The organism is Streptomyces thermoalcalitolerans, assembly GCF_039525155.1.
In the GTDB taxonomy this organism is placed as follows: Bacteria; Actinomycetota; Actinomycetes; order Streptomycetales; family Streptomycetaceae; genus Streptomyces; species Streptomyces thermovulgaris.
The window spans coordinates 1-19,298 of record NZ_BAAAHG010000030.1 but is presented as its reverse complement, the minus strand read 5'-3'; the positions used below and the strand labels follow the sequence as shown (position 1 = coordinate 19,298).

Here is a 19,298-nt window from a genome sequence, read left to right as displayed (position 1 = left end):
CGACCGCGCACAGGCTCAGCGCTTGACCGCGCACAGCAGGCCGTCGCCCACCGGCAGCAGCGACGACACCAGATCGGGACTCTCGCGCACCGTGCGCAGCAGCTCCCGCAGGCGCAGGACCTCCGTCGGCTGCGGCCCCGATCCCACGGTCCGCCCGTGCGCGAAGACGCCTTCGAAGGCGACGAGACCTCCCGGGCGCAGCAGACGCAACGATTCAGCGAGGTACTCGGGGTACTCCAGCCGGTCGCCGTCGCAGAAGACGAGGTCGTACCCCGCGTCCGCGAGCCGGGGCAGCACGTCGAGAGCGCGGCCGGGGATGAAACGGGCACGGTTGGCGGCGAACCCGGCGGCGCGGAACGCCTGACGGGCGAACTGCTGGTGCTCCGGCTCGGTGTCGACGGTGGTCAGCACCCCGTCCGGCCGCATCCCGTGCAGCAGGTGGATCCCGGAGACCCCCGTGCCGGTGCCGATCTCCGCGACCGCCTTCGCGTCCACGGAAGCAGCCAGCAGCCGCAGTGCGGCACCCGCACTGGGAGACACCGTGCGCAGCCCTGCCTCGCGGGCCCGCTCGCGGGCCCAGAGCAGCGTGTCGTCCTCGGCGACATAGGCGTCGGCGAACGCCCAGTTCGTCTGCCGGTTGCCGGTAATGACCCTCTCCTGTCCCATGGGATACCTGTGGCGTGACTGTAGCCGTTGGGGCCGGGAACCCGCAGATGGGACCGGCCGTTTCAAGAGAGGGGAGGAACGGCCGCGAAGGCAACGGGCGAGCAGTGGGGAAGCGGTGCGGGGGACGATGACGGCACGGACGGGGGACAGGGGATGAATCAGGACGCCGAATACGCGCCGGTACGGCCGCACGAGCCGGGCGAGCGCGTGTCAATGTCCCGCAAAACCGCTTATCCGGAGCTAACGGACGAGGTGGGTATGGTAGGGGCTCCACTGGACACCACCAGAGCCGACAGGGGAGGTGCGGCTGCGCCTGTGGATCGCGGAGGAGTGCTGCGACGCTTCCTCGGGTCGGCGGGCAGGCCGAAATCTGTGACCGACACCGCTGCTGACCCGCACCACGCCGCCGAAACCGTCCAGACCGCGACCTTCTCCACCGACGCGAACGGGCAGGCGTGGGCTCCGCCCACCTGGGAGGAGATCGTCAGCACCCACAGCGGCCGTGTCTACCGCCTCGCCTACCGCCTCACCGGCAACCAGCACGACGCCGAGGACCTCACCCAGGAGGTCTTCGTCCGCGTCTTCCGCTCCCTGTCGACCTACACACCGGGGACGTTCGAGGGCTGGCTGCACCGCATCACCACGAACCTGTTCCTGGACATGGTCCGCCGCAAGCAGCGCATCCGCTTCGACGCGCTCGGCGACGACGCGGCCGAGCGGCTGGCCAGCAAGGAACCGACGCCGCAGCAGCTGTTCAACGACGCGCACTTCGACGCGGACGTCCAGCAGGCCCTCGACACCCTCGCGCCCGAGTTCCGCGCCGCGGTCGTCCTGTGCGACATCGAAGGACTGTCGTACGAGGAGATCGCCGCGACCCTCGGCGTCAAGCTCGGCACGGTCCGCTCCCGCATCCACCGCGGACGCTCCCAGCTGCGCAAGGCTCTCGCGCACCGTTCGCCCCAGGCACGGGCCGAGCGCCGCAGCTTCGTGCCCCGGGTGCCCGCACTGGGGGGAGGGGGCGCGACCGCGTGAGTGGCTCACGACCCGATCCCGCGGGGCACCTCGCGGAACAGCACCTGGGAGACCGTCTCGCCGCCCTGGTCGACGGAGAGCTCGGTCATGACACGCGTGAGCGTGTCCTGGCGCATGTGGCCACCTGCCCGAAGTGCAAGGCGGAGGTCGACGCCCAGCGCCGTCTGAAGAGCGTCTTCGCGCAGGCGGCCCCACCGCCTCCCTCCGAGAGCTTCCTGGCCCGTCTGCAGGGCCTTCCCGGGGGTGCCGTCGACGGCGACGGCTCGCCGCTGGGCGGGGGAGGACTGCCCGGCGGGCTCTCCGGACGCCCCGGGGTGTTCGGCGTGAAGCGCGGCGAGCGGTTCGAGTTCGGTTATGTGCCGGTCCGGCCGCATGCCGCCGCGCCGGCCGGTGCCGCCGAGGAGCGCGGCTTCCGCATCCATCCGGTCGGCCGTGGCGACGGCGAGCGGTCCGCCTCGCGCGGACTGCGGTTCGCCTTCGTCGCCGCCGGGGCGGTGTCGCTGGCCGCGGTCGCGCTCGGCGGGCTGACCACCGGCATGACGGGCGGCATGAGCGGCGCGGAGGCGCGCGGCGGCTCGGGCAAGGGCAGCAACGTGACCCCGGTGCGTACGGGGAGCGCGGCGGTGGTGCCGGGCTCCGAGAACGCGCGCCGCCGTCAGCCGGCCGTGCCGCCGGCCCAGGAGCAGCGGGCGTCCGACGGGGCACCGAAGGCACCGGCCTCGCTGTCCGCGCCGCTGCTGCCGGGCGTCGTACCGCCCGGCCCCGGGCATCCGCAGGACGTGACGCACACGCTGACCACGCCGGTGGTCGCCGGTGCGGCCGCGATGTCCCCGCTGATACGTCCGTTCACCACGACACCGCCGGTCTCCCTGACCTCCTGGCCCACGACCCCGGGGCTCAGGGTGCCCGGCCCGATCGGTGCCTCCTCGGCCTCCCCTTCGGCCTCTTCCCCGGAGCACCTGTCGGCTTCCTCTCCGGAGCCTTCCTCGGCCCTTCCCCCGGCCTCTTCCCGCGCCGCGCACTGACCGGCCTCCGCGGCCGGTCTCTGCGCAGAGGGCCGTGAACCTGGTTGAATCCACCACAGGTCGCGCCCGTGACACCGGTCCGGGCGCGGAGCCGTGCCGTGATCCGCTGTGGGGAGAAGATGAACGAGCGGAAGCCCGCGAAGTCCGCCCGCCCGAAATGGTGGAACCGCGTCTCTTCGGAGGAGCGGCCGGATACGGCCGGACCGAAGGACACGGCTTCGGACGGGGAAGCGGCCGGCGGAACGCCCGGCGCCGCGGCCGGGGCCGCCACCGGCGGTGCGGCCGAGGGCACCGTCCCCGCACAGGCCACCGCGCCCCGGGCCACCTCCGCCGACGGCGACTACGAGCTGGAAAAGCCCCTCTCAGGCCCGGGCAGCGGCGGCGACAGCAACAACCGCGACAACAGCGACAACAGCCGCACCAGCGGTACCGGCGGCGACGGCGGCGACTATGAGCTCGCCCCGGCGGCCGGCGGTGCGCAGGGGGGCCACGCGGAGCTGCGCACCCCGGAGGAACCCGCGGCACCCGCCCCCACGGGTGCCTTTGAGGACCCCTCCGCCGAGCGCCCCAAGCCCCTGCACGACCCCGACCCCTACAGCACCCCGCCGTACGGCGAACCGGGCCCCTGGGCCCCCGCCCCACCGGTGCAGCACCCGGCGCTCGGGCCCGCCCCCGCCGCGGCCGTCCCGTACCCGGGCGCACCGGCACCGGTGACGGAGCCCGTGCCGCAGGCACCGGCCGCGGCGGACGTCCCGCTGTACGGCTCGTCGCCCCAGGCCGCCGCCGACCCCCACTGCGGCCCGGTCCCGCAGACCGGGCACCTCACCGGGCCGCCCGCGCCGCCCGGCACCCCCGGCGGGCCCGTCGCCGGCACCGACCCCTGGGCGCGTTACGACCCCTGGGCCGGGGGACGGATCGCCGCGCCGCTGCAGCAGAGCGGAGCCGGGGTGATCAGCGCGGAACAGCGGCACCGGCGGGTGACCCGGGCACTGGTGGGCGGAGCCGTGGTGCTCGCGCTGGTGTCCGGCGGACTCGGCGGACTGGCCGGGGCGTACTTCGAGCGCTACGGCGGCGTGGGGACCGTGGAGCTGCCGCAGGCCGGGAAGGAGCCCGCCGGGCGTGCCCCGGACAGCGTCGCCGGGATCGCCGCCCGGGCCCTGCCCAGCGTGGTGACGCTGCACGTCAGCGGCTCCGGCGAGCAGGGCACCGGCACCGGGTTCGTCCTCGACCGGCTCGGCCACATCCTCACCAACAACCACGTCGTGGAGAAGGCCGCCTCCGGCGGGGACATATCGGTGACCTTCAGCAGCGGCCAGACCACCAAGGCCAGGATCGTCGGCCGGGACGCCGGCTACGACCTCGCCGTCGTCCGGGTCCGCGGGGTGCGCGGCCTGACTCCCATACCCCTCGGCAACTCCGACAATGTGCAGGTGGGCGACCCGGTCGTGGCCATCGGCGCCCCCTTCAACCTCGCCAACACCGTCACCTCCGGCATCATCAGCGCCAAGGAGCGCCCCATCACGGCCGGCGGCGGGAGGGGCGACGGCAGCGACGTGTCGTACGTCGACGCCCTGCAGACCGACGCCCCGATCAACCCCGGCAACTCCGGTGGCCCCCTCCTCGACGCCCAGGGCCGGGTGATCGGCATCAATTCCGCCATCCGCTCCGCCGGCACCGGCTCCGACCTGCGGACCGGTCAGGCCGGTTCCATCGGCCTCGGCTTCGCCATCCCCGTGAACCAGGCCAAGCGGGTCGCCGAGGAGCTGATCAACACGGGCAGGGCCAGCCACCCGGTGATCGGGGTGACCCTCGACATGGACTACACCGGGGACGGCGCGCGGGTGAGCACCAGGGGCCATGACGGCGGCTCCCCGGTCGTCCCCGGCGGCCCCGGGGCCAAGGCCGGCATCAGGGCCGGTGACGTCATCACCGCGGTGAACGGCCGCCGGGTCCACTCGGGCGAGGAGTTGATCATCAAGATACGTGCCCACCGTCCCGGCGACCGCCTGGAGCTGACCCTCGTCCGTGGCGGAAGGGAGCGGACGGTCTCCGTCGTGCTCGGGTCCTCGCACAGCAGCTGACCGGATCGGGGCGGACGGCGCACGGCGCCTTTGCCGTGCGCACCGTGTGCACGCGGTCGACACCTCGGGGCAGTACCGGTCGGGCGGCCGTGCCCGGTACCGTGGTTCCGGCCCGGACCACGGAAAGACCCGCACAGACCGGACCACCCGAGGGCCGAGGACCGAGGACATCGCAAGGAGCTTCAGGTGTTCAACGACATAGGACCGCTCGAGCTGGTGACGATCATCATCGTGGCCGTGCTCGTGTTCGGTCCGGACAAGCTCCCGAAGGTCGTTCAGGACGTGGCGCGCACGATTCGGAAGATCCGTGACTTCTCCGAGAGCGCCAAGCAGGACATCCGGAACGAGCTCGGTCCCGAGTTCAAGGACTTCGAGTTCGAGGACCTCAACCCCAGGACATTCATCCGCAAGCAGCTGGAGAACGACGACCTGGGACTGAAGGAGATCCGCAACGGTTTCGACCTGAAGAAGGAGATGGCCGAGCTCACGGACGCGGTGCACGGCCGCGAGTCCGGGTCCTCCTCGGGCTCGGCCGGCGGCCGGATCGACTTGACCAAGAAGTCCGAGGTCCTGGGCCGCGACGAGCGTCCGCCCTTCGACGTGGACGCCACCTGAGCGTACTCCCCCGCACACCCACGACCACGAGCCGGGTGGTTTCCCAGCTGCCCGGAGCGGGGTCGATATGCTGCCGAGTTGTTGTGCGGACCGGACGAGTCGCCCGAAGGGGGGCGGGCCGGAGCCGGTCCGACGAGAGCGAGGAGGCGTCCGGGCACATGGAGACGACGAGTCGGGCAGACGCGCAGGCGTCGGCCGCGGAGGGTGGACCACGGTTCCCCTTCGCCCGGCGCACGGTCGACGGCTACCTGCTGGCGCCCTTTCCGTGGTACGGCCTCGACGAGGCCTTCACGGGGCCGCGCTGGCTGATGAGGGTCGGCGTCTCGGCCGACGGCAGTGTGGAACACGGTTCCATCGGGCACGGCGACGAGCCCTCCGTACGCAACGAGCAGACGTCCGGGGAGGAGCCCAAGGAGAAGTTCGCGGTCGTCGTCACCGTCGCCTCCCACCCCGTACGGCGTCTCTCCGACGGCACGGGCCACCTGGAGGCCACCTCGGTCTCCTCCGCGGCCTGGCTGGCCGGGGTCGGGCTGCTGTCCGTCACCTGGCCCACCCAGATGGACCACTCCCTGCGGGACGACTGGCTGGAGCAGCAGACGGAGACCGCCTGGGCGCTCGCCGACGACCTGACGAGCCCGGACTGGTCGATGCTCTCCCTGCCCGTGGACGGTGTGCCGACGCCCTTCTACTACCGTGAGTCGGAGTTCGGGTGGGTGCTCGCCGGCTCGACCCAGAAGGGCGTCCACGTGGGCGCGTACGGCAGGGGCATGAGCGCGTACGGACTCGGCTTCGCCGTGATCGAGGACATCAACGCGTACGCCTGAGACAACGCGTACGCCCGGCCGGCGGGGCCGAAAAGAACCGAAGAGAACCCAAGAGAGAAGACCGAACAGAGAAGAAGGGGCGCCCCCTGAGCGGCGCCCCGTTGTCGTGAGGGCGCGCCGGGCGGCCGGCAGGCCCGCACCGGGCGTCGCAGGCCGACGAAAACCCCCTCCGGGCCCGAGGGGCGCGGAGGGGGCGAAGAGGGGGTGAAGAGGATGAGGATCAGAACTTGTTCTTCGGGGTGATGCCCAGCGACATCCCCGCCAGACCCCGCCGGCGGCCCCCCAGCTTGCCGGCGATCGCCCGCAGGGCCGAGCCCGCCGGGGAGTCCGGATCGCTCAGGACGACCGGCTTGCCCTCGTCGCCGCCCTCCCGCAGACGGACGTCGATCGGGATGGAGCCGAGGACCGGGACCGAGGTGCCCGTGGTGCGGGACAGGCCGTCGGCGACCCGCTGGCCCCCGCCCGTGCCGAAGACGTCGACCATCTCGCCGCAGTGCGGGCAGGGCAGCCCGGACATGTTCTCGACCACGCCGACGATCTTCTGGTGGGTCTGCACGGCGATGGAGCCCGCCCGCTCGGCCACCTCGGCCGCCGCCTGCTGAGGCGTCGTCACGACCAGGATCTCGGCGTTCGGGATCAGCTGGGCCACGGAGATCGCGATGTCACCGGTGCCGGGCGGCAGGTCCAGCAGGAGGACGTCCAGGTCGCCCCAGTACACATCCGCCAGGAACTGCTGCAGCGCCCGGTGCAGCATCGGGCCGCGCCAGACCACCGGCGCGTTGCCCGGGGTGAACATGCCGATGGAGATGACCTTCACCCCGTTCGCCGACGGCGGCATGATCATGTTCTCGACCTGGGTCGGACGGCCGTCCACGCCCAGCATCCGCGGCACGCTGTGGCCGTAGATGTCGGCGTCGACGACACCCACCTTCAGGCCGTCGGCCGCCATCGCCGCCGCCAGGTTCACCGTCACCGAGGACTTGCCGACCCCGCCCTTGCCGGAGGCGACCGCGTACACCCGGGTGAGGTTGCCCGGCTTGGAGAAGGGGATCTCGCGCTCGGCCTGGCCGCCGCGCAGGGCCGCCGCCAGCTCACGGCGCTGTTCGTCGCTCATCACGTCCAGCGAGACGTCGACGCGGGTGACACCCTCGACGCGCGAGACCGCGTCGGTCACCCGCTGCGTGATCGTCTCGCGCATCGGGCAGCCGGAAACCGTCAGATACACGGTGACCGCGACCGCACCGTCCGCGCCGATCTCCACCGATTTGACCATCCCGAGTTCGGTGATGGGCCGGTGGATCTCGGGGTCGTCAACCGTCGCCAGTGCTTCGCGCACCGCGTCTTCCGTAACCATAAGAACGATGGTACGGCGCGCTCCCGGAGAGCTGAGACCGGTCAGCGGTCGTCCCTGTCACGTCCGCTCGGGCGTTCTGCCGTCAATGCCCCGGGCCGGTGCCCGTTGAGGCTTTTCTCCTCCAGTTCCCTGGCCACCTCCTTGGCCAGGTCCTGCAGCTCGGACCGGAGCCAGTCGCGGGTCGCCACCTCGCCCAGGCCCATGCGCAGCGCGGCGACCTCCCGGGTCAGGTACTCGGTGTCGGCGATCGACCGCTCGTTCTGCTTGCGGTCCTGTTCGAGATTGACCCGGTCCCGGTCGTCCTGCCGGTTCTGCGCCAGCAGGATCAGCGGGGCGGCGTAGGAGGCCTGCAGGGACAGCGCCAGGGTCAGGAAGATGAACGGGTACTCGTCGAACCGCAGGTGCCGGGGCGCGGCCACGTTCCACACGATCCAGATGACGATCACCACGGTCATCCAGACGATGAACCGTCCGGTGCCCAGGAAACGCGCGATGCGCTCCGACAGCCGCCCGAAGGCGTCCGGGTCCCACTCCGGCATCAGCCGGCGCCGCGGCGGACGCGGCTGGTCCAGCCGGCCGGGCCGCGGCCGGCCCGCCGCGGTGGCCCCCGCCGGAAGCCGTTCGCGGGTGCTCTCGCGCTCAGCCGGCATCGGCAGCCGCCTCCTTGTTCTCGTTCAGGTGGTACTCCGTCTCCCGCCAGTCCTCCGGCAGCATGTGGTCCAGGACGTCGTCCACGGTGACCGCGCCCAGCAGCGCCCCGGTCTCGTCGACGACGGGCGCCGCCACCATGTCGTACGTCGCGAAGAACCCGGCGACGACCGGCAGCGCGGCGTCGGGGGCGAGGGGCTGCAGGTCGTCGTCGACCATCGAGCCGACGAGGGTGTAGGGCGGCTCGCGCAGCAGCCGCTGGAAGTGCACCGTGCCCAGGTACTTGCCGGTCGGCGTCTCCTCGGGCGGGCGGCACACATAGACCTGGGCGGCCAGTGCGGGGGAGAGGTCGGGGTTGCGGACCCGGGCCAGGGCGTCGGCGACGGTGGCGTCCGGGCGCAGGATGATCGGCTCGGAGTTCATCAGACCGCCCGCCGTGCGCTCCTCGTACGACAGCAGCCGGCGCATGTCGGCCGCGTCGGCGGGCTGCATCAGGCCCAGCAGCCGCTCCTGCTCCTCGGTGGGGAGCTCGGCGAGCAGGTCGGCGGCGTCGTCCGGGTCCATCGCCTCCAGCACATCGGCCGCGCGCTCGCCCTTCAGCTTGCCGAGGATCTCGATCTGGTCGTCCTCCGGGAGCTCCTCGAGGACGTCGGCGAGACGGTCGTCGTCCAGGGCGGCGGCGACCTCCGCGCGCCGTTTGGGCGACAGATGGTGCAGCACATTGGCGAGGTCGGCGGCGCGCAGCTGCTCGAAGGTGGCGAGCAGACTCTCCGCGCCCTGCCCGTGCTCCTCCAGCGAGAAACCGGTGACCGCGGACCACTCCACCGTCAGCGTCTCTCCCCGCTTGCGCCGGAACGCGCCGCCCTTGCGCCCCTTGCGCACGAAGACCCGGTCGACCTCCCAGTCCCGGCGGGCGGGCAGCTGCCGCACCGACACGTCCAGGACGGTGACCTCCTCGCCCGTCTCCACGAGCGTCACCCGCCGGTCGAGCAGCTCACCGAAGACGAGCCGTTCGGTGGGCCGCTGCTCGAAGCGCCGGACGTTGAGCACACCGGTGGTGATGACCTGGCCGGACTCGATGCTCGTCACCCGGGTCATGGGCAGGAAGATGCGGCGCCGGGTGGGGAGCTCGACGACCAGCCCGAGCAGACGGGGCGGCCGGCGCCCGACGCGCAGCATGACGACCAGATCCCGTACGCGTCCCACCTGGTCGCCCGTCGGATCGAAGACGGCGACGCCGGACAGGTGCGACAGAAAGATCCGGGGGGCGCCCGCTGCCATGGCTGCGCCTCCTTTGCGTGGCTCTGTGCGTTCGTGGCTCTGTGGGACGTGATGCGTACGTGCTGGGTTTCCTTCTCCCCAATGCCCGCTCAGACGGGCTTCAGGCTAGCTTGCCCCTGTTGGATATGCGCTGGTGAGCGCGCTGGACGGTCTGGTTCCGTCCGCCGTGCGCGGCCCCGGTACGCTGCCGTACGCCGTTTCAGGAACCCCGCGGACATCAGGACCTCCGCAGAAAGGCAGCGCCGTCCGTGACCGTGATTCCCCAGGGCCGTACTCGCCGGACCACGCTGACGGGCGTGCTGTGCGCTGTGGTCGTCGCGGGCACGGGACTGACAGGGTGCTCCCAGGAGGATCCGGACGCCGGCACCAACGGGGTGGGCCGGCTGCCGGCCGAGCAGATCCAGGCCAGGACGCGGACGGCGGCCGAGTCCGCGGACGCCGTGCACCTGTCCGGGAACGTGGTCAGCGACGGCCGTACCTACCGGCTCGACATGCGGCTGAAGACCGACGGCGCCACCGGCTCGGTCACCTCCGGGGGAGTGACCTTCGGACTGCTGCGGATCGGGGAGCAGCTGTATCTGAAGGCGGACGCCGAGTTCTGGGGCCAGGTCGACGAGAACGGCAAGGCCACCGGGGCCGCCGAGAAGCTCGACGGCAAGTACGTGAAGGTGCCGCAGGGCGACCCCGCGTACAAGCGGTTCAGCGGCTTCACGGACAAGGACGTCCTCCTCGACGGGCTGCTGACCCTGCACGGCACGCTGACCAAGGACGGCCACCACAAGCAGTCCGGCGTCCGCACGATCCGCATCACCGGCGGCAAGGGCACCGGCGGCACCCTGGACGTCTCCCTGGAGGGCAGGCCCTACCCCCTGCGCCTGGTGCGTGCGGGAGGCGCGGGGACCCTGATCTTCTCGGACTGGGGCAAGGAATTCCCGCTGGAGCAGCCGGAGAAGAGCGAGACGGTCGACTACGGCAAGCAGCTGCCGACGTCCTGACTCCGCTCCCACCGGTCCCTCGCTCCCACCGAGTCCCACCGGGCCGCTACTTTCCCCGCCGCTTCCTCGACAACAGCCGCGGCAGCCCCGCCGGGGCCGGCCGCCGGGTCGTCGCCGGTGTCGGCAGCGGCGCCCGGGCCAGCGAGCCCTCCGGCAGCGGCGCCGTCGCCCCCGTCGGCTCCAGCCGCAGCACCCGGCACTCCCGGGCCCACCGCTGGGTCATGGCCTCGCCGTCGGGCGCGTTGAGCCGTTTGCCCTTCAACTCGGCCACCGCCGCCTGCCACGCCTCCGAGTCCGGCGCGAGCTCCACGACCTTCGCGGCCCAGGTGACCAGACGGCCGCCCTTGTCCTTGCTCCGCACCGTCACCTCGACCTCCGCCCCGGCGGTCAGCCCCGGCAGCGGCTGTTCGCCGGGTCCGTCGCCGACCAGGCACGCCGCACCCTCGTGCCACACATGCCACAGGGCGCGCGCCGGAGCGCCGGGAGCCCCGACCCAGACGAGGCCGGACTTCTTGGTGGCCTCCTCGACCAGGGCCCGGTCGAGCAGCTCGTTCGTCCTGGCGGATGTCATGGCAGCAAGGGTAACGAGCCCGCTCACAGCCAGCCGTTGCGCTTGAGCGTGCGGTGGATGCCCAGGCAGATCCCGGCCATGATGATCAGGACCAGCGGGTAGCCGTACTTCCAGTGCAGCTCGGGCATGTGATCGAAGTTCATGCCGTACACCCCGCACACCATCGTCGGCACGGCGATGATCGCGGCCCAGGACGTGATCTTCCGCATGTCCTCGTTCTGCGCCACGGAGGCCTGCGCGAGGTTGGCCTGGAGGATGGAGTTGAGCAGCTCGTCGAAGCCGATGACCTGCTCCTGCACCCGGGCCACGTGGTCGGCCACGTCCCGGAAGTACTTCTGGATGTCCGGGTCGATCAGCCGCATCGGCCGCTCGCTCAGCAGCTGCATGGGCCGCAGCAGCGGCGACACCGCCCGCTTGAACGCCAGGACCTCACGCTTGAGCTGGTAGATCCGGCCGGCGTCGGTGCCGCGCGCGGTGCTGCTCCGGCCCGGCGAGAACACCTCCGTCTCCACCTCGTCGATGTCCCCCTGCAGGGCGTCCGCGACCGCGATGTAGCCGTCGACGACATGGTCGGCGATGGCGTGCAGCACCGCCGAGGGACCCTTGGCCAGCAGCGCGGAGTCCCTCTGCAGCCGGTGCCGCAGCGCGCGCAGCGACCCCTTGTTGCCGTGCCGGACGGTGACGATGAAGTCCCGCCCGGTGAAGCACATGACCTCGCCGGTCTCGAGGATCTCGCTGTTGGCGGTGAGCTTGTCGTGCTCGAGGTAGTGGATGGTCTTGAAGACGGTGAAGAGGGTGTCGTCGTAACGTTCCAGCTTGGGCCGCTGGTGGGCGGTGACCGCGTCCTCCACGGCCAGCGGGTGCAGTCCGAACTCCCTGGCGATACCGGCGAATTCGGCTTCGGTCGGCTCGTGCAGACCGATCCACGCGAAGCCGCCGTCGCGCCGCACCAGGCGCATCGCCTCCTGCGGGGTGAGCGCACGCTGCGTCTCGACGCGGATGCCGTCGCGGTAGACGGCGCAGTCGACGACGGCGGAGAGGGCCGCGGGGGTCTGCGGGGCGGAATACGCGCACTCGTCCTTGCGCACGGACGCACGGGAGGGACGGACCACGGCACGCAGGTCACGGATCATCGACATGGAAAGGCTCCTTCGCAGCGAGCAACGAAGGGCCGCCGGCGACGGCTGGAACTGCCCGGAATGGGGACGTTCTTGTGGAGAGGATGTTTGGCACGTCCACAAAGCGGGGAGCACCGCACCGTCGCGGTGGCGCGGACTTCGTTGCCGATTCGGAATCGGACAGGCCGTTCGGATCAGGCAGACGAAACGAGCGCTCTTCCGGACAACACGCGCCACGGCACGGAGGCGACCAGGGCACGAGAATGAGAGGTGGCCGTCGGCCGAAGCCGGGACAACTACATCAGTGGCCGGGAAGAGCGGGTGCTACTGCACGGTCGACTTCGGTCCATGAACAGCCCCACCTCCTCCGGCCGGTCCCTCGTAAGGGAGTCCTTCGGTGCCGGGACTCGAACGCGATGCTTCTGCATGCGGTCCCGGACGACCGACCAAGCGTATCAGCAGCCCGGTGCGTCAAGGCGCTGCTTCGCCCGGTACCGACGAGTCCTATGCTCGCCGCATGGCTGATGTCCTTCCTCTGGTCGAGGCCCGGCTGCGTTCCGCGCTGGGCGAGCCGGACGCGCGCGCCGCGGTCACCTTCCTCGGCACGGACCGCATCGAGGTGCTGCGCTTCCGCGAGGGGGACGTCGTCCGCTACGCCACCCTCGGCATGTCCGCCCACCCCATGACCGACCCCACGGCGGTGCTCGCCGACCCGGTCAGGGGACCGCGCGCCGAACTGGTCCTCTCGGTGCGGGCCGGCCGCGCCGACACCGACAAGGTGCTCCGCCCGCTGGCCGTCCTCGGTGCGTCTCCGCAGGTCGAGGGAGTGGTGGTGATGCCGGGCGCCTCGCTGGACGTGGGCGAGCCGCTGTGGCCCGGCGCGCCCTTCACCTCGGTGCTGGTGGCCGAACCGGGCGGCCTGGTGGAGGACCTGGAACTCGACGAGCCGATGGATCCCGTGCGGTTCCTGCCGCTGCTGCCGATGACGCCGAACGAGGCCGCCTGGAAGCGGGTGCACGGCGCGCAGGCCCTGCGGGAGCGCTGGCTGGCGCACGGGACGGATCTGCGGGACCCCACCCGCCGGTCCGTCCCGCTGGAGTGACCGATCTCACCAACAGGACGGCCCGGGGCGGCACATGACGGACAGCGCGACGCCGTTCCCGGGAGGGCGCCGGGGCGGGCGTGCCGAGTGCTCCACGGCTCTCCACGGCCCTTCACCGCTCTTCATGGCTTTTGTGGTCCTTCATGACTCTTCGGGGTCCTTCACGTTTTTTCGCGGTCCTCCACGTGCGGCGGCCCGGAGCGGCTTGTTGAGGGAGCACGCATACGTTTTTGCCGGGGCGTGTTCCGGCCGGACGGGTGATCGTCCTTGACGTGGCGCGGTCGGGGTAGGACCGTGGGGCTCTATGAGGGGCGAACCCAGTTGCCCGAAGTGCGGTGGCCGGGTCAGGGCTCCCGGGCTCTTCAACGACTCCTGGCAGTGCGATGTCCACGGGCCGGTGTATCCGCAGCACCCCGTGATACCGCCCAGCGTCGAGGCTCTCGAGGCCGTGGTGCGCCGCACGCAGGTACCGGTGTGGATGCCGTGGCCCTTGCCGGTCGGCTGGCTGTTCACGGGCGTGACCTATGCCGGGGACGACCGCAGCGGCGGCCGTGCCGCGGCCGTGGCCTGCTCCGGGCCCGGCCCGCTCGGCGGCATGGGAGAACTCATCCTGGTGGCCGAGGAACTCGGCGTCGGCCTCGGTGCGCGCTATGCCGGCATCGACGGCCCGGACCCCGGTACGCATCTGAATGTCGAGAAGCCGCCCGACGCCAAGGTCCTGGCCGGTGGCCACGCCGCGCCGCTGTGGCATGTCTCCGGGGCCCCGGACGACCGTGCCGTCTTCGCGGGCGAGGCGTGCGGGCTGTGGCTGTGGGCGGTGGTGTGGCCCGAGAAGTCGGGGCTGCTGATGTACGACGAACTGGTGCTGGCCGATCTGCGGGACGCGGGCGCCGAGCTGGAACTGGTGCCGTGCGGGGCGCTGTCGCCGCGGCTGCTGCAGCCGTAGGAGCGCTCGGCGAGGGACACCGGGGCGCAGGGAGCGGGGACACCGGGGCTCAGGGACGCGGTGGCGCCGGGGCGTAGAGGGCACCGGGGCGTAGGGGGCGCCGGGGCTGTGCGGGTGTGACAGGGCACCTCCGGGTTCCCGTTATCCTGAGGTGTCCCCTTCCGTCCCGTCGTCGCCTGGAGTCCGTGCCGTGCGCATCGATCTGCACACCCACTCCACCGCGTCCGACGGTACGGACACCCCGGCCGAGCTGGTGCGCCATGCCGCCGCGGCCGGTCTGGACGTCGTCGCGCTGACCGATCACGACACCACCCGCGGACACGCCGAGGCGATCGCCGCGCTGCCCGAGGGGCTGACCCTCGTCACCGGCGCCGAGCTTTCCTGCCGCGCCGACGGCGTCAGCATGCACATGCTGGCCTACCTCTTCGACCCCGAGGAGCCCGCGCTGCTCGCCGAGCGGGAACTGGTGCGCGACGACCGGGTGCCGCGGGCCAAGGCGATGATCGCCAAGCTGAACGCGCTGGGCGTGCCGGTCACCTGGGAGCAGGTTGCGCGGATCGCGGGCAACGGTTCGGTCGGACGGCCGCACATCGCCTCGGCGCTGGTCGAACTCGGCGTCGTACCGACCGTGAGCGACGCCTTCACCGCACAGTGGCTGGCCGACGGGGGCCGGGCCTGGGTCGAGAAGCACGAGACGGACCCGTTCGAGGCGATCCGGCTGGTCAAGGCCGCCGGCGGGGTCTGCGTCCTCGCCCATCCGGCCGCCGCCAAGCGGGGCCGTACGGTGCCGGAGACCATGATCGCCGAGCTGGCCGCCGCCGGGCTCGACGGCATCGAGGTCGACCACATGGACCACGACCCCGGCACCCGTGCCCGGCTGCGCGGCCTGGCCCGGGAGCTGGGGCTGCTCGTGACCGGCTCCAGCGACTACCACGGCAGCCGGAAGACCGTCGCGCTCGGTGCGCACACGACGGATCCCGAGGTGTACGGGGAGATCACACGGCGGGCGACCGGGGCGTTCCCGGTGCCGGGGACCGGCGGCGCCTGAGACCGGGCCGTGTCCCGGCTCCCGATTCCCGCAGTCCCGTAGTCCGTTCTCCCGCGGTGCTCCGCGGTTCTCCCGCGGTCTTCCGTGAGTCCTTCGCACGTCTTCAGCAAGGCCTGTTCACCGATGTTCGACGCTGCCCTCTTCGGCTCTCTCTTCCTCACCCTTTTTGTCATCATGGATCCCCCCGGGATCACTCCGATCTTCCTCGCGCTGACCGCCGGCCGGCCCGGCAAGGTGCAGAAGCGGATGGCCCTTCAGGCCGTGTGCGTGGCGGGCGGGGTCATCACCGTGTTCGGCCTGCTCGGCCACGAGATCCTGAACTATCTGCATGTGTCCGTCCCGGCGCTGATGATCGCGGGCGGGCTGCTTCTGCTGCTGATCGCCCTCGACCTGCTCACCGGCAAGTCGGACGAGCCCCAGCAGACCAAGGACGTCAATGTCGCGCTGGTCCCGCTGGGCATGCCGCTGCTGGCCGGACCCGGTGCGATCGTGTCGGTCATCCTCGCCGTGCAGAAGGCAGACACCGTGGCCGCCCAGGTCTCGGTGTGGTCGGCCATCCTCGCCATCCACGTCGTGCTGTGGCTGGTCATGCGCTACTCGCTGCTGATCATCCGGGTCATCAAGGACGGCGGGGTGGTGCTGGTGACGCGGCTGGCGGGCATGATGCTCTCCGCGATCGCCGTACAGCAGATCATCAACGGCGTCACCCAGGTGATCCAGGGCACCTGAGGCTTCGTGCACGCACGACCCTGTGCGCGCCGGTCTTCCTGCGCGCGGCCCCCGCGCGCATGGTCTTTCCGCCTTTCCGCGCACGGTCCCTGTGCCGCGCCGCGGCTCCTGCGTGCGCCACGGCACAGCCCCCGTACGGAACGCGTCGCGGCGCGGTACGGGGGCTGTGCGGTCCGGGAGCGGGCTCGTCGTCACGGGACCGGGGCCTCGGACGGGCGGATCCACAGTCTCTGGCCGGTCGCGGCGGCCTGCTGAACGATCCCGTCGACGGAGGCGGCGTCCACGACGATGCTGTCCACGGCGGTGCCGTCGACCTCGTCGAGTCGCACGATCTCGAAGTGCACGGGCTCCTCCCTTCGTCCGGTCATCCTCCTGAGGAGAATTGCTCGTGGGGGGCACGGGCGGGGTGCTCCGTGGTCCGACGGGTACAACGAACGGTACTCCGCAAACATTCCCTATGCTAAAGAAAATTTTAGAGTGACTAACCACTGATGCGCAAAGGAGCGTCAGTCGACTGAACGGGACCGGTTGTGTTCGTAGCGTGACCGCCGGAACAATGGAAATGATGAACGACGACCTCGAGGCGCTGTCCGCCCGCATCGACCGCACGAACGAGCTGCTGGAGCGTGTGCTCACCGAGGTGGCGAGAAGGCCCTCGACCCACGCGATCTTCGTCGATGCCGGGTATCTCTATGCGGCGGCGGGGCGGCTGGTGGCCGGGACGGAGGACCGCCGGGCCTTCGACCTGGACGCCGAGGGACTGATCGAGGCACTCATCGACCGGGCCCGCACCGTCTTCGCCGACAGCCGGCTGCTGCGCGTCTACTGGTACGACGGCGCCAGACGCCGTATCCACACCGCCGAGCAGCAGTCGATCGCCGAGCTCCCGGACGTCAAGGTCCGCCTGGGCAACCTCAACGCCAACAACCAGCAGAAGGGCGTGGACTCCCTCATCCGCTCGGACCTGGAGTCACTGGCCCGGCATCGCGCCATCAGCGACGCGGCACTGCTCGGCGGCGACGAGGACCTGGTGTCGGCGGTGGAGGCGGCCCAGGGCTACGGCGCCCGGGTCCATCTGTGGGGCATCGAGGCCCCCGAGGGACGCAACCAGGCCGAGCCGCTGCTCTGGGAGGTCGACAGCCAGCGCACGCTCGACCTCGACTTCTTCAAGCCGTACGTCTCCCGGCGCACCACACCCGCGTACGACTCCACCGCGACGATGCGCCCGAACCGCGAGAACGTGCGCTTCGTGGGCGCCCAGATCGCCGCGAGGTGGCTCGTGGAGCGCGGCCGCGAAACCGTGGGGGAGCTGCTGCCGGGGCATCCCTATCTGCCGGGCTCGGTGGACCAGGACCTGCTGGTCGAGGCCGAGTGCATCCTCCAGTACTCCCTGCGCGGCCAGGCGGATCTGCGGCGTGCGCTGCGGGACGGCTTCTGGGAGCACCTGCAGGCGCAGTTCTAGGGGGTGTCGTTTGGATCAGGCCGGCTCCGATGGGCGGTGCTTGTGACCGAGGTGAGCGGGGTTCGGTGCGTGCGGATGCAAGGCGGAGGAGGGAGCCGACGCGGAGCGTCGGCGAGTGACGACAACGCCGCTGGGGGTGCCCCCACGCCCGTCCAGGGCAGTGGGGGAGCGCGTGCCGAACCCCGCGACCTGCGGCATGATCCAAACGACACCCCCTAGGTTCCGGCCCGGCTGGTTCTAGCCGGCCCGCCCGGTACGGGGGGTGTCCCGCTTTGTGAGGGTGGAGTCCCAGAAGTCGGCGAGGGCGGTGGCAGTGGCGAGCGGCCGGTCGCAGTTGGGGGAGTGCTCGGCGCCCTCGACGACCGTGCGCCGGGCGCCGAGCCGTACGGCCATGTCGTCCAGGAGCGTCACCGGCCAGGTGTCGTCCGCCGCGCCCGACAGCACATGGAACGGCAGCGGTACGGCGGCGAGTTCGGCGACGCGGTCCGGCTCGGTGCACAGCTGACGGCCGGTGGCGAGGAGCTGGGCGGGCTTGGTGGCCAGCCAGCGGCGGCGCAGGTCGTCGCGGTCGTCGAGGCCCGCGTCGAGTTCGGCGCCGGTGTCGGTCTCCTCGGGCGTCTCCAGCGCGGTCGTCTCCACGGCCCGCATGGCCTCCCACACCTCGGCCATCGTCATCACCCCGAGCGCGTCCCGCAGCAGCTTCACGCGCTGCTGCTGCGAGGGGGAGATCTGCGCCGGACCGGAGGACATCAGGGTGAGCGAGAGAAAGGGGGAGTGGTCGAGCAGCACGGCCGCGCGGGCGATCTGGCCGCCGAGGGAGTGCCCGAGCAGATGCAGCGGGGTGCCGAGCGCCTCCGCCTGCGCGAGGACGTCCAGGGCGAGTTCCCTCTGGGCGTACGCGGACTCGTCGTTTGCGGGCCCGTCCGTCTCGAACTGCCCGCGCCCGTCCACGGCCACCGTCCGGTACCCGCGCGCCGCGAGCGGCTCGTGCAGCGGGTTGAAGTCCTCCTTGCTCCCGGTGAACCCCGGCAGCAGCAGGGCGGTGCCCCGCGGCTCGACCCCCTCGGCGACAGGCGCGTCGACCACGGCGAACTCACCGCGCGCGGTACGCAACCGGTACGCGCGCGCTCCGGGCGGCGGAACGAACGTCGGGGGCCTGCTCATGCGCCGAGGTTACCGAGGAGAAGGCCCACGAGGGACACGGAGCCGGCAGTCGGGGGAACCGGCCGGGCGTACGCGGACGAGACGGCCCGGCCCCACCGGGGTGGGACTGGACCGTCCGGCCTGCCGGGTTCACCGGGGCACCGGGGTGTGCGGTGCCGGACCGTCAGGCCTCCGCGGACTCCGTCACGGCAGCGGTCTTCGCCGCGGCGGTCTTGCGGGTGCGGCGGCGGGGCTCGCCGGCCTGTGCCTCACCGTCGGCCTGTGCGGGAATCCCGGCGGCGCCGGTCCCGGCGTCGGCAGCGGCCTTGCGCGTACGGCGGCGGGGCCTGACCCCGGCCTCCTCGCCAGCCTCGGCGGCGGCAGCCGCTGTACGGGTGCGGCGGCGGGGCTTCGGCTCCGGCTCGGCCGTCGTGTCCGGTGCCGTCGTCACGGCCGTCTCCGTGGTCGCCCCGGCGGGCTCCGGCGTGTCCGGGGCAGCCGTGGATCCGGCGGTCCCGGACGTCCTGCGGGTGCGGCGGCGGCGCGGCTTCGCGGGAGGCTCCGCGGTCTCGGGGGCCGGGCCCTCGGCCGTGGTCACCGCGGCGTCCGCGGGCTTCGCGGGCGCCGCGGGCTCCACGGAGTCCGTGGCCTCCGTGGC

19 protein-coding genes and 1 pseudogene are annotated in these 19,298 nt (G+C 71.9%); 11 read left to right on the top strand and 9 right to left on the bottom strand.

Annotation, left to right across the window (positions count from 1 at the left end; translation table 11 throughout):
• Positions 1-15 precede the first annotated feature (15 nt).
• Positions 16-666 (bottom strand): O-methyltransferase, encoded by a 651-nt coding sequence (locus tag ABD224_RS17730; RefSeq protein WP_344050878.1) that lies wholly within the window; start codon positions 664-666, stop codon positions 16-18.
• 330 nt (positions 667-996) lie between these two features.
• On the opposite strand from ABD224_RS17730, the gene sigE reads away from it, so the two are divergent.
• The 5 genes from sigE (at position 997) to ABD224_RS17705 (ending at position 6,243) form a co-directional block, all read left to right on the top strand.
• Positions 997-1,698, top strand: coding sequence for an RNA polymerase sigma factor SigE (gene sigE, locus ABD224_RS17725; RefSeq protein ID WP_344050986.1), 702 nt, complete (start codon positions 997-999; stop codon positions 1,696-1,698).
• 65 nt (positions 1,699-1,763) lie between these two features.
• Positions 1,764-2,723 (top strand): anti-sigma factor family protein, encoded by a 960-nt coding sequence (locus tag ABD224_RS17720; protein ID WP_425580998.1) that lies wholly within the window; start codon positions 1,764-1,766, stop codon positions 2,721-2,723.
• Positions 2,724-2,842: 119 nt separating this feature from the next.
• Entirely contained in the window at positions 2,843-4,804 is a 1,962-nt protein-coding gene (locus ABD224_RS17715; protein WP_344050874.1) for a S1C family serine protease, read from the top strand.
• A gap of 186 nt (positions 4,805-4,990) precedes the next feature.
• A complete protein-coding gene (locus ABD224_RS17710) occupies positions 4,991-5,419 on the top strand; it encodes a sec-independent translocase (protein ID WP_344050872.1) in 429 nt (142 codons plus the stop codon).
• A 158-nt stretch (positions 5,420-5,577) separates the two neighbouring features.
• A complete protein-coding gene (locus ABD224_RS17705) occupies positions 5,578-6,243 on the top strand; it encodes a hypothetical protein (RefSeq protein WP_344050870.1) in 666 nt (221 codons plus the stop codon).
• Between the two features lie 220 nt (positions 6,244-6,463).
• On the opposite strand, the gene ABD224_RS17700 is transcribed toward ABD224_RS17705, so the two are convergent.
• From ABD224_RS17700 to ABD224_RS17690, 3 genes are read right to left on the bottom strand one after another with little or no spacing between them, the layout of a single operon-like run.
• Positions 6,464-7,597 (bottom strand): Mrp/NBP35 family ATP-binding protein, encoded by a 1,134-nt coding sequence (locus ABD224_RS17700; protein WP_344050868.1) that lies wholly within the window; start codon positions 7,595-7,597, stop codon positions 6,464-6,466.
• Between the two features lie 41 nt (positions 7,598-7,638).
• A complete protein-coding gene (locus ABD224_RS17695) occupies positions 7,639-8,247 on the bottom strand; it encodes a DUF1003 domain-containing protein (RefSeq protein WP_344050866.1) in 609 nt (202 codons plus the stop codon).
• Positions 8,237-9,526: a magnesium transporter MgtE N-terminal domain-containing protein gene (locus tag ABD224_RS17690; protein WP_344050864.1), complete on the bottom strand. Its 1,290-nt coding sequence runs from the start codon at positions 9,524-9,526 to the stop codon at positions 8,237-8,239. The genes ABD224_RS17695 and ABD224_RS17690 overlap by 11 nt, the downstream gene beginning before the upstream one ends.
• A 248-nt stretch (positions 9,527-9,774) precedes the next feature.
• On the opposite strand from ABD224_RS17690, the gene ABD224_RS17685 reads away from it, so the two are divergent.
• Complete coding sequence (locus ABD224_RS17685; protein ID WP_344050862.1) at positions 9,775-10,521, top strand: hypothetical protein; 747 nt, start codon at positions 9,775-9,777, stop codon at positions 10,519-10,521.
• 46 nt (positions 10,522-10,567) lie between these two features.
• Here the strand turns inward: ABD224_RS17685 and ABD224_RS17680 are convergent, their stop codons facing one another.
• Together ABD224_RS17680 and ABD224_RS17675 are read right to left on the bottom strand one after the other, a co-directional pair.
• The gene (locus ABD224_RS17680; protein WP_344050859.1) at positions 10,568-11,092 is read right to left on the bottom strand and encodes a hypothetical protein; all 525 of its coding nucleotides are present in this window, start codon (positions 11,090-11,092) and stop codon (positions 10,568-10,570) included.
• A gap of 23 nt (positions 11,093-11,115) precedes the next feature.
• Positions 11,116-12,231 (bottom strand): magnesium and cobalt transport protein CorA, encoded by a 1,116-nt coding sequence (locus ABD224_RS17675; RefSeq protein WP_344050857.1) that lies wholly within the window; start codon positions 12,229-12,231, stop codon positions 11,116-11,118.
• Between the two features lie 496 nt (positions 12,232-12,727).
• Here ABD224_RS17675 and ABD224_RS17670 point away from each other — a divergent pair, with 496 nt between their 5' ends.
• The 4 genes from ABD224_RS17670 to ABD224_RS17655 all read left to right on the top strand — a co-directional run bounded on the left by ABD224_RS17670 (position 12,728) and on the right by ABD224_RS17655 (position 16,035).
• A complete protein-coding gene (locus ABD224_RS17670; RefSeq protein ID WP_344050855.1) occupies positions 12,728-13,312 on the top strand; it encodes a suppressor of fused domain protein in 585 nt (194 codons plus the stop codon).
• A 304-nt stretch (positions 13,313-13,616) separates the two neighbouring features.
• Entirely contained in the window at positions 13,617-14,258 is a 642-nt protein-coding gene (locus ABD224_RS17665) for a DUF6758 family protein (protein WP_344050853.1), read from the top strand.
• A 190-nt stretch (positions 14,259-14,448) separates the two neighbouring features.
• Positions 14,449-15,306, top strand: a complete 858-nt coding sequence (locus ABD224_RS17660) for a PHP domain-containing protein (protein WP_344050851.1) — start codon at positions 14,449-14,451, stop codon at positions 15,304-15,306.
• Between the two features lie 123 nt (positions 15,307-15,429).
• The gene (locus tag ABD224_RS17655; RefSeq protein ID WP_344050849.1) at positions 15,430-16,035 is read left to right on the top strand and encodes a MarC family protein; all 606 of its coding nucleotides are present in this window, start codon (positions 15,430-15,432) and stop codon (positions 16,033-16,035) included.
• 191 nt (positions 16,036-16,226) lie between these two features.
• Here ABD224_RS17655 and ABD224_RS17650 read toward each other — a convergent pair whose 3' ends face one another.
• Positions 16,227-16,403 (bottom strand): hypothetical protein, encoded by a 177-nt coding sequence (locus ABD224_RS17650; protein WP_344050994.1) that lies wholly within the window; start codon positions 16,401-16,403, stop codon positions 16,227-16,229.
• A 197-nt stretch (positions 16,404-16,600) separates the two neighbouring features.
• Here ABD224_RS17650 and ABD224_RS17645 point away from each other — a divergent pair, with 197 nt between their 5' ends.
• Positions 16,601-17,497 (top strand): NYN domain-containing protein, encoded by an 897-nt coding sequence (locus ABD224_RS17645; RefSeq protein WP_344050847.1) that lies wholly within the window; start codon positions 16,601-16,603, stop codon positions 17,495-17,497.
• 237 nt (positions 17,498-17,734) lie between these two features.
• Here ABD224_RS17645 and ABD224_RS17640 read toward each other — a convergent pair whose 3' ends face one another.
• Both ABD224_RS17640 and ABD224_RS17635 read right to left on the bottom strand, forming a co-directional pair.
• Positions 17,735-18,661 carry an alpha/beta fold hydrolase gene (locus ABD224_RS17640; protein ID WP_344050845.1) on the bottom strand — a complete coding sequence of 309 codons (927 nt, stop codon included), beginning with the start codon at positions 18,659-18,661 and terminating at the stop codon, positions 17,735-17,737.
• 163 nt (positions 18,662-18,824) lie between these two features.
• Positions 18,825-19,298, bottom strand: a pseudogene (locus ABD224_RS17635) (DEAD/DEAH box helicase); the annotation flags it as partial.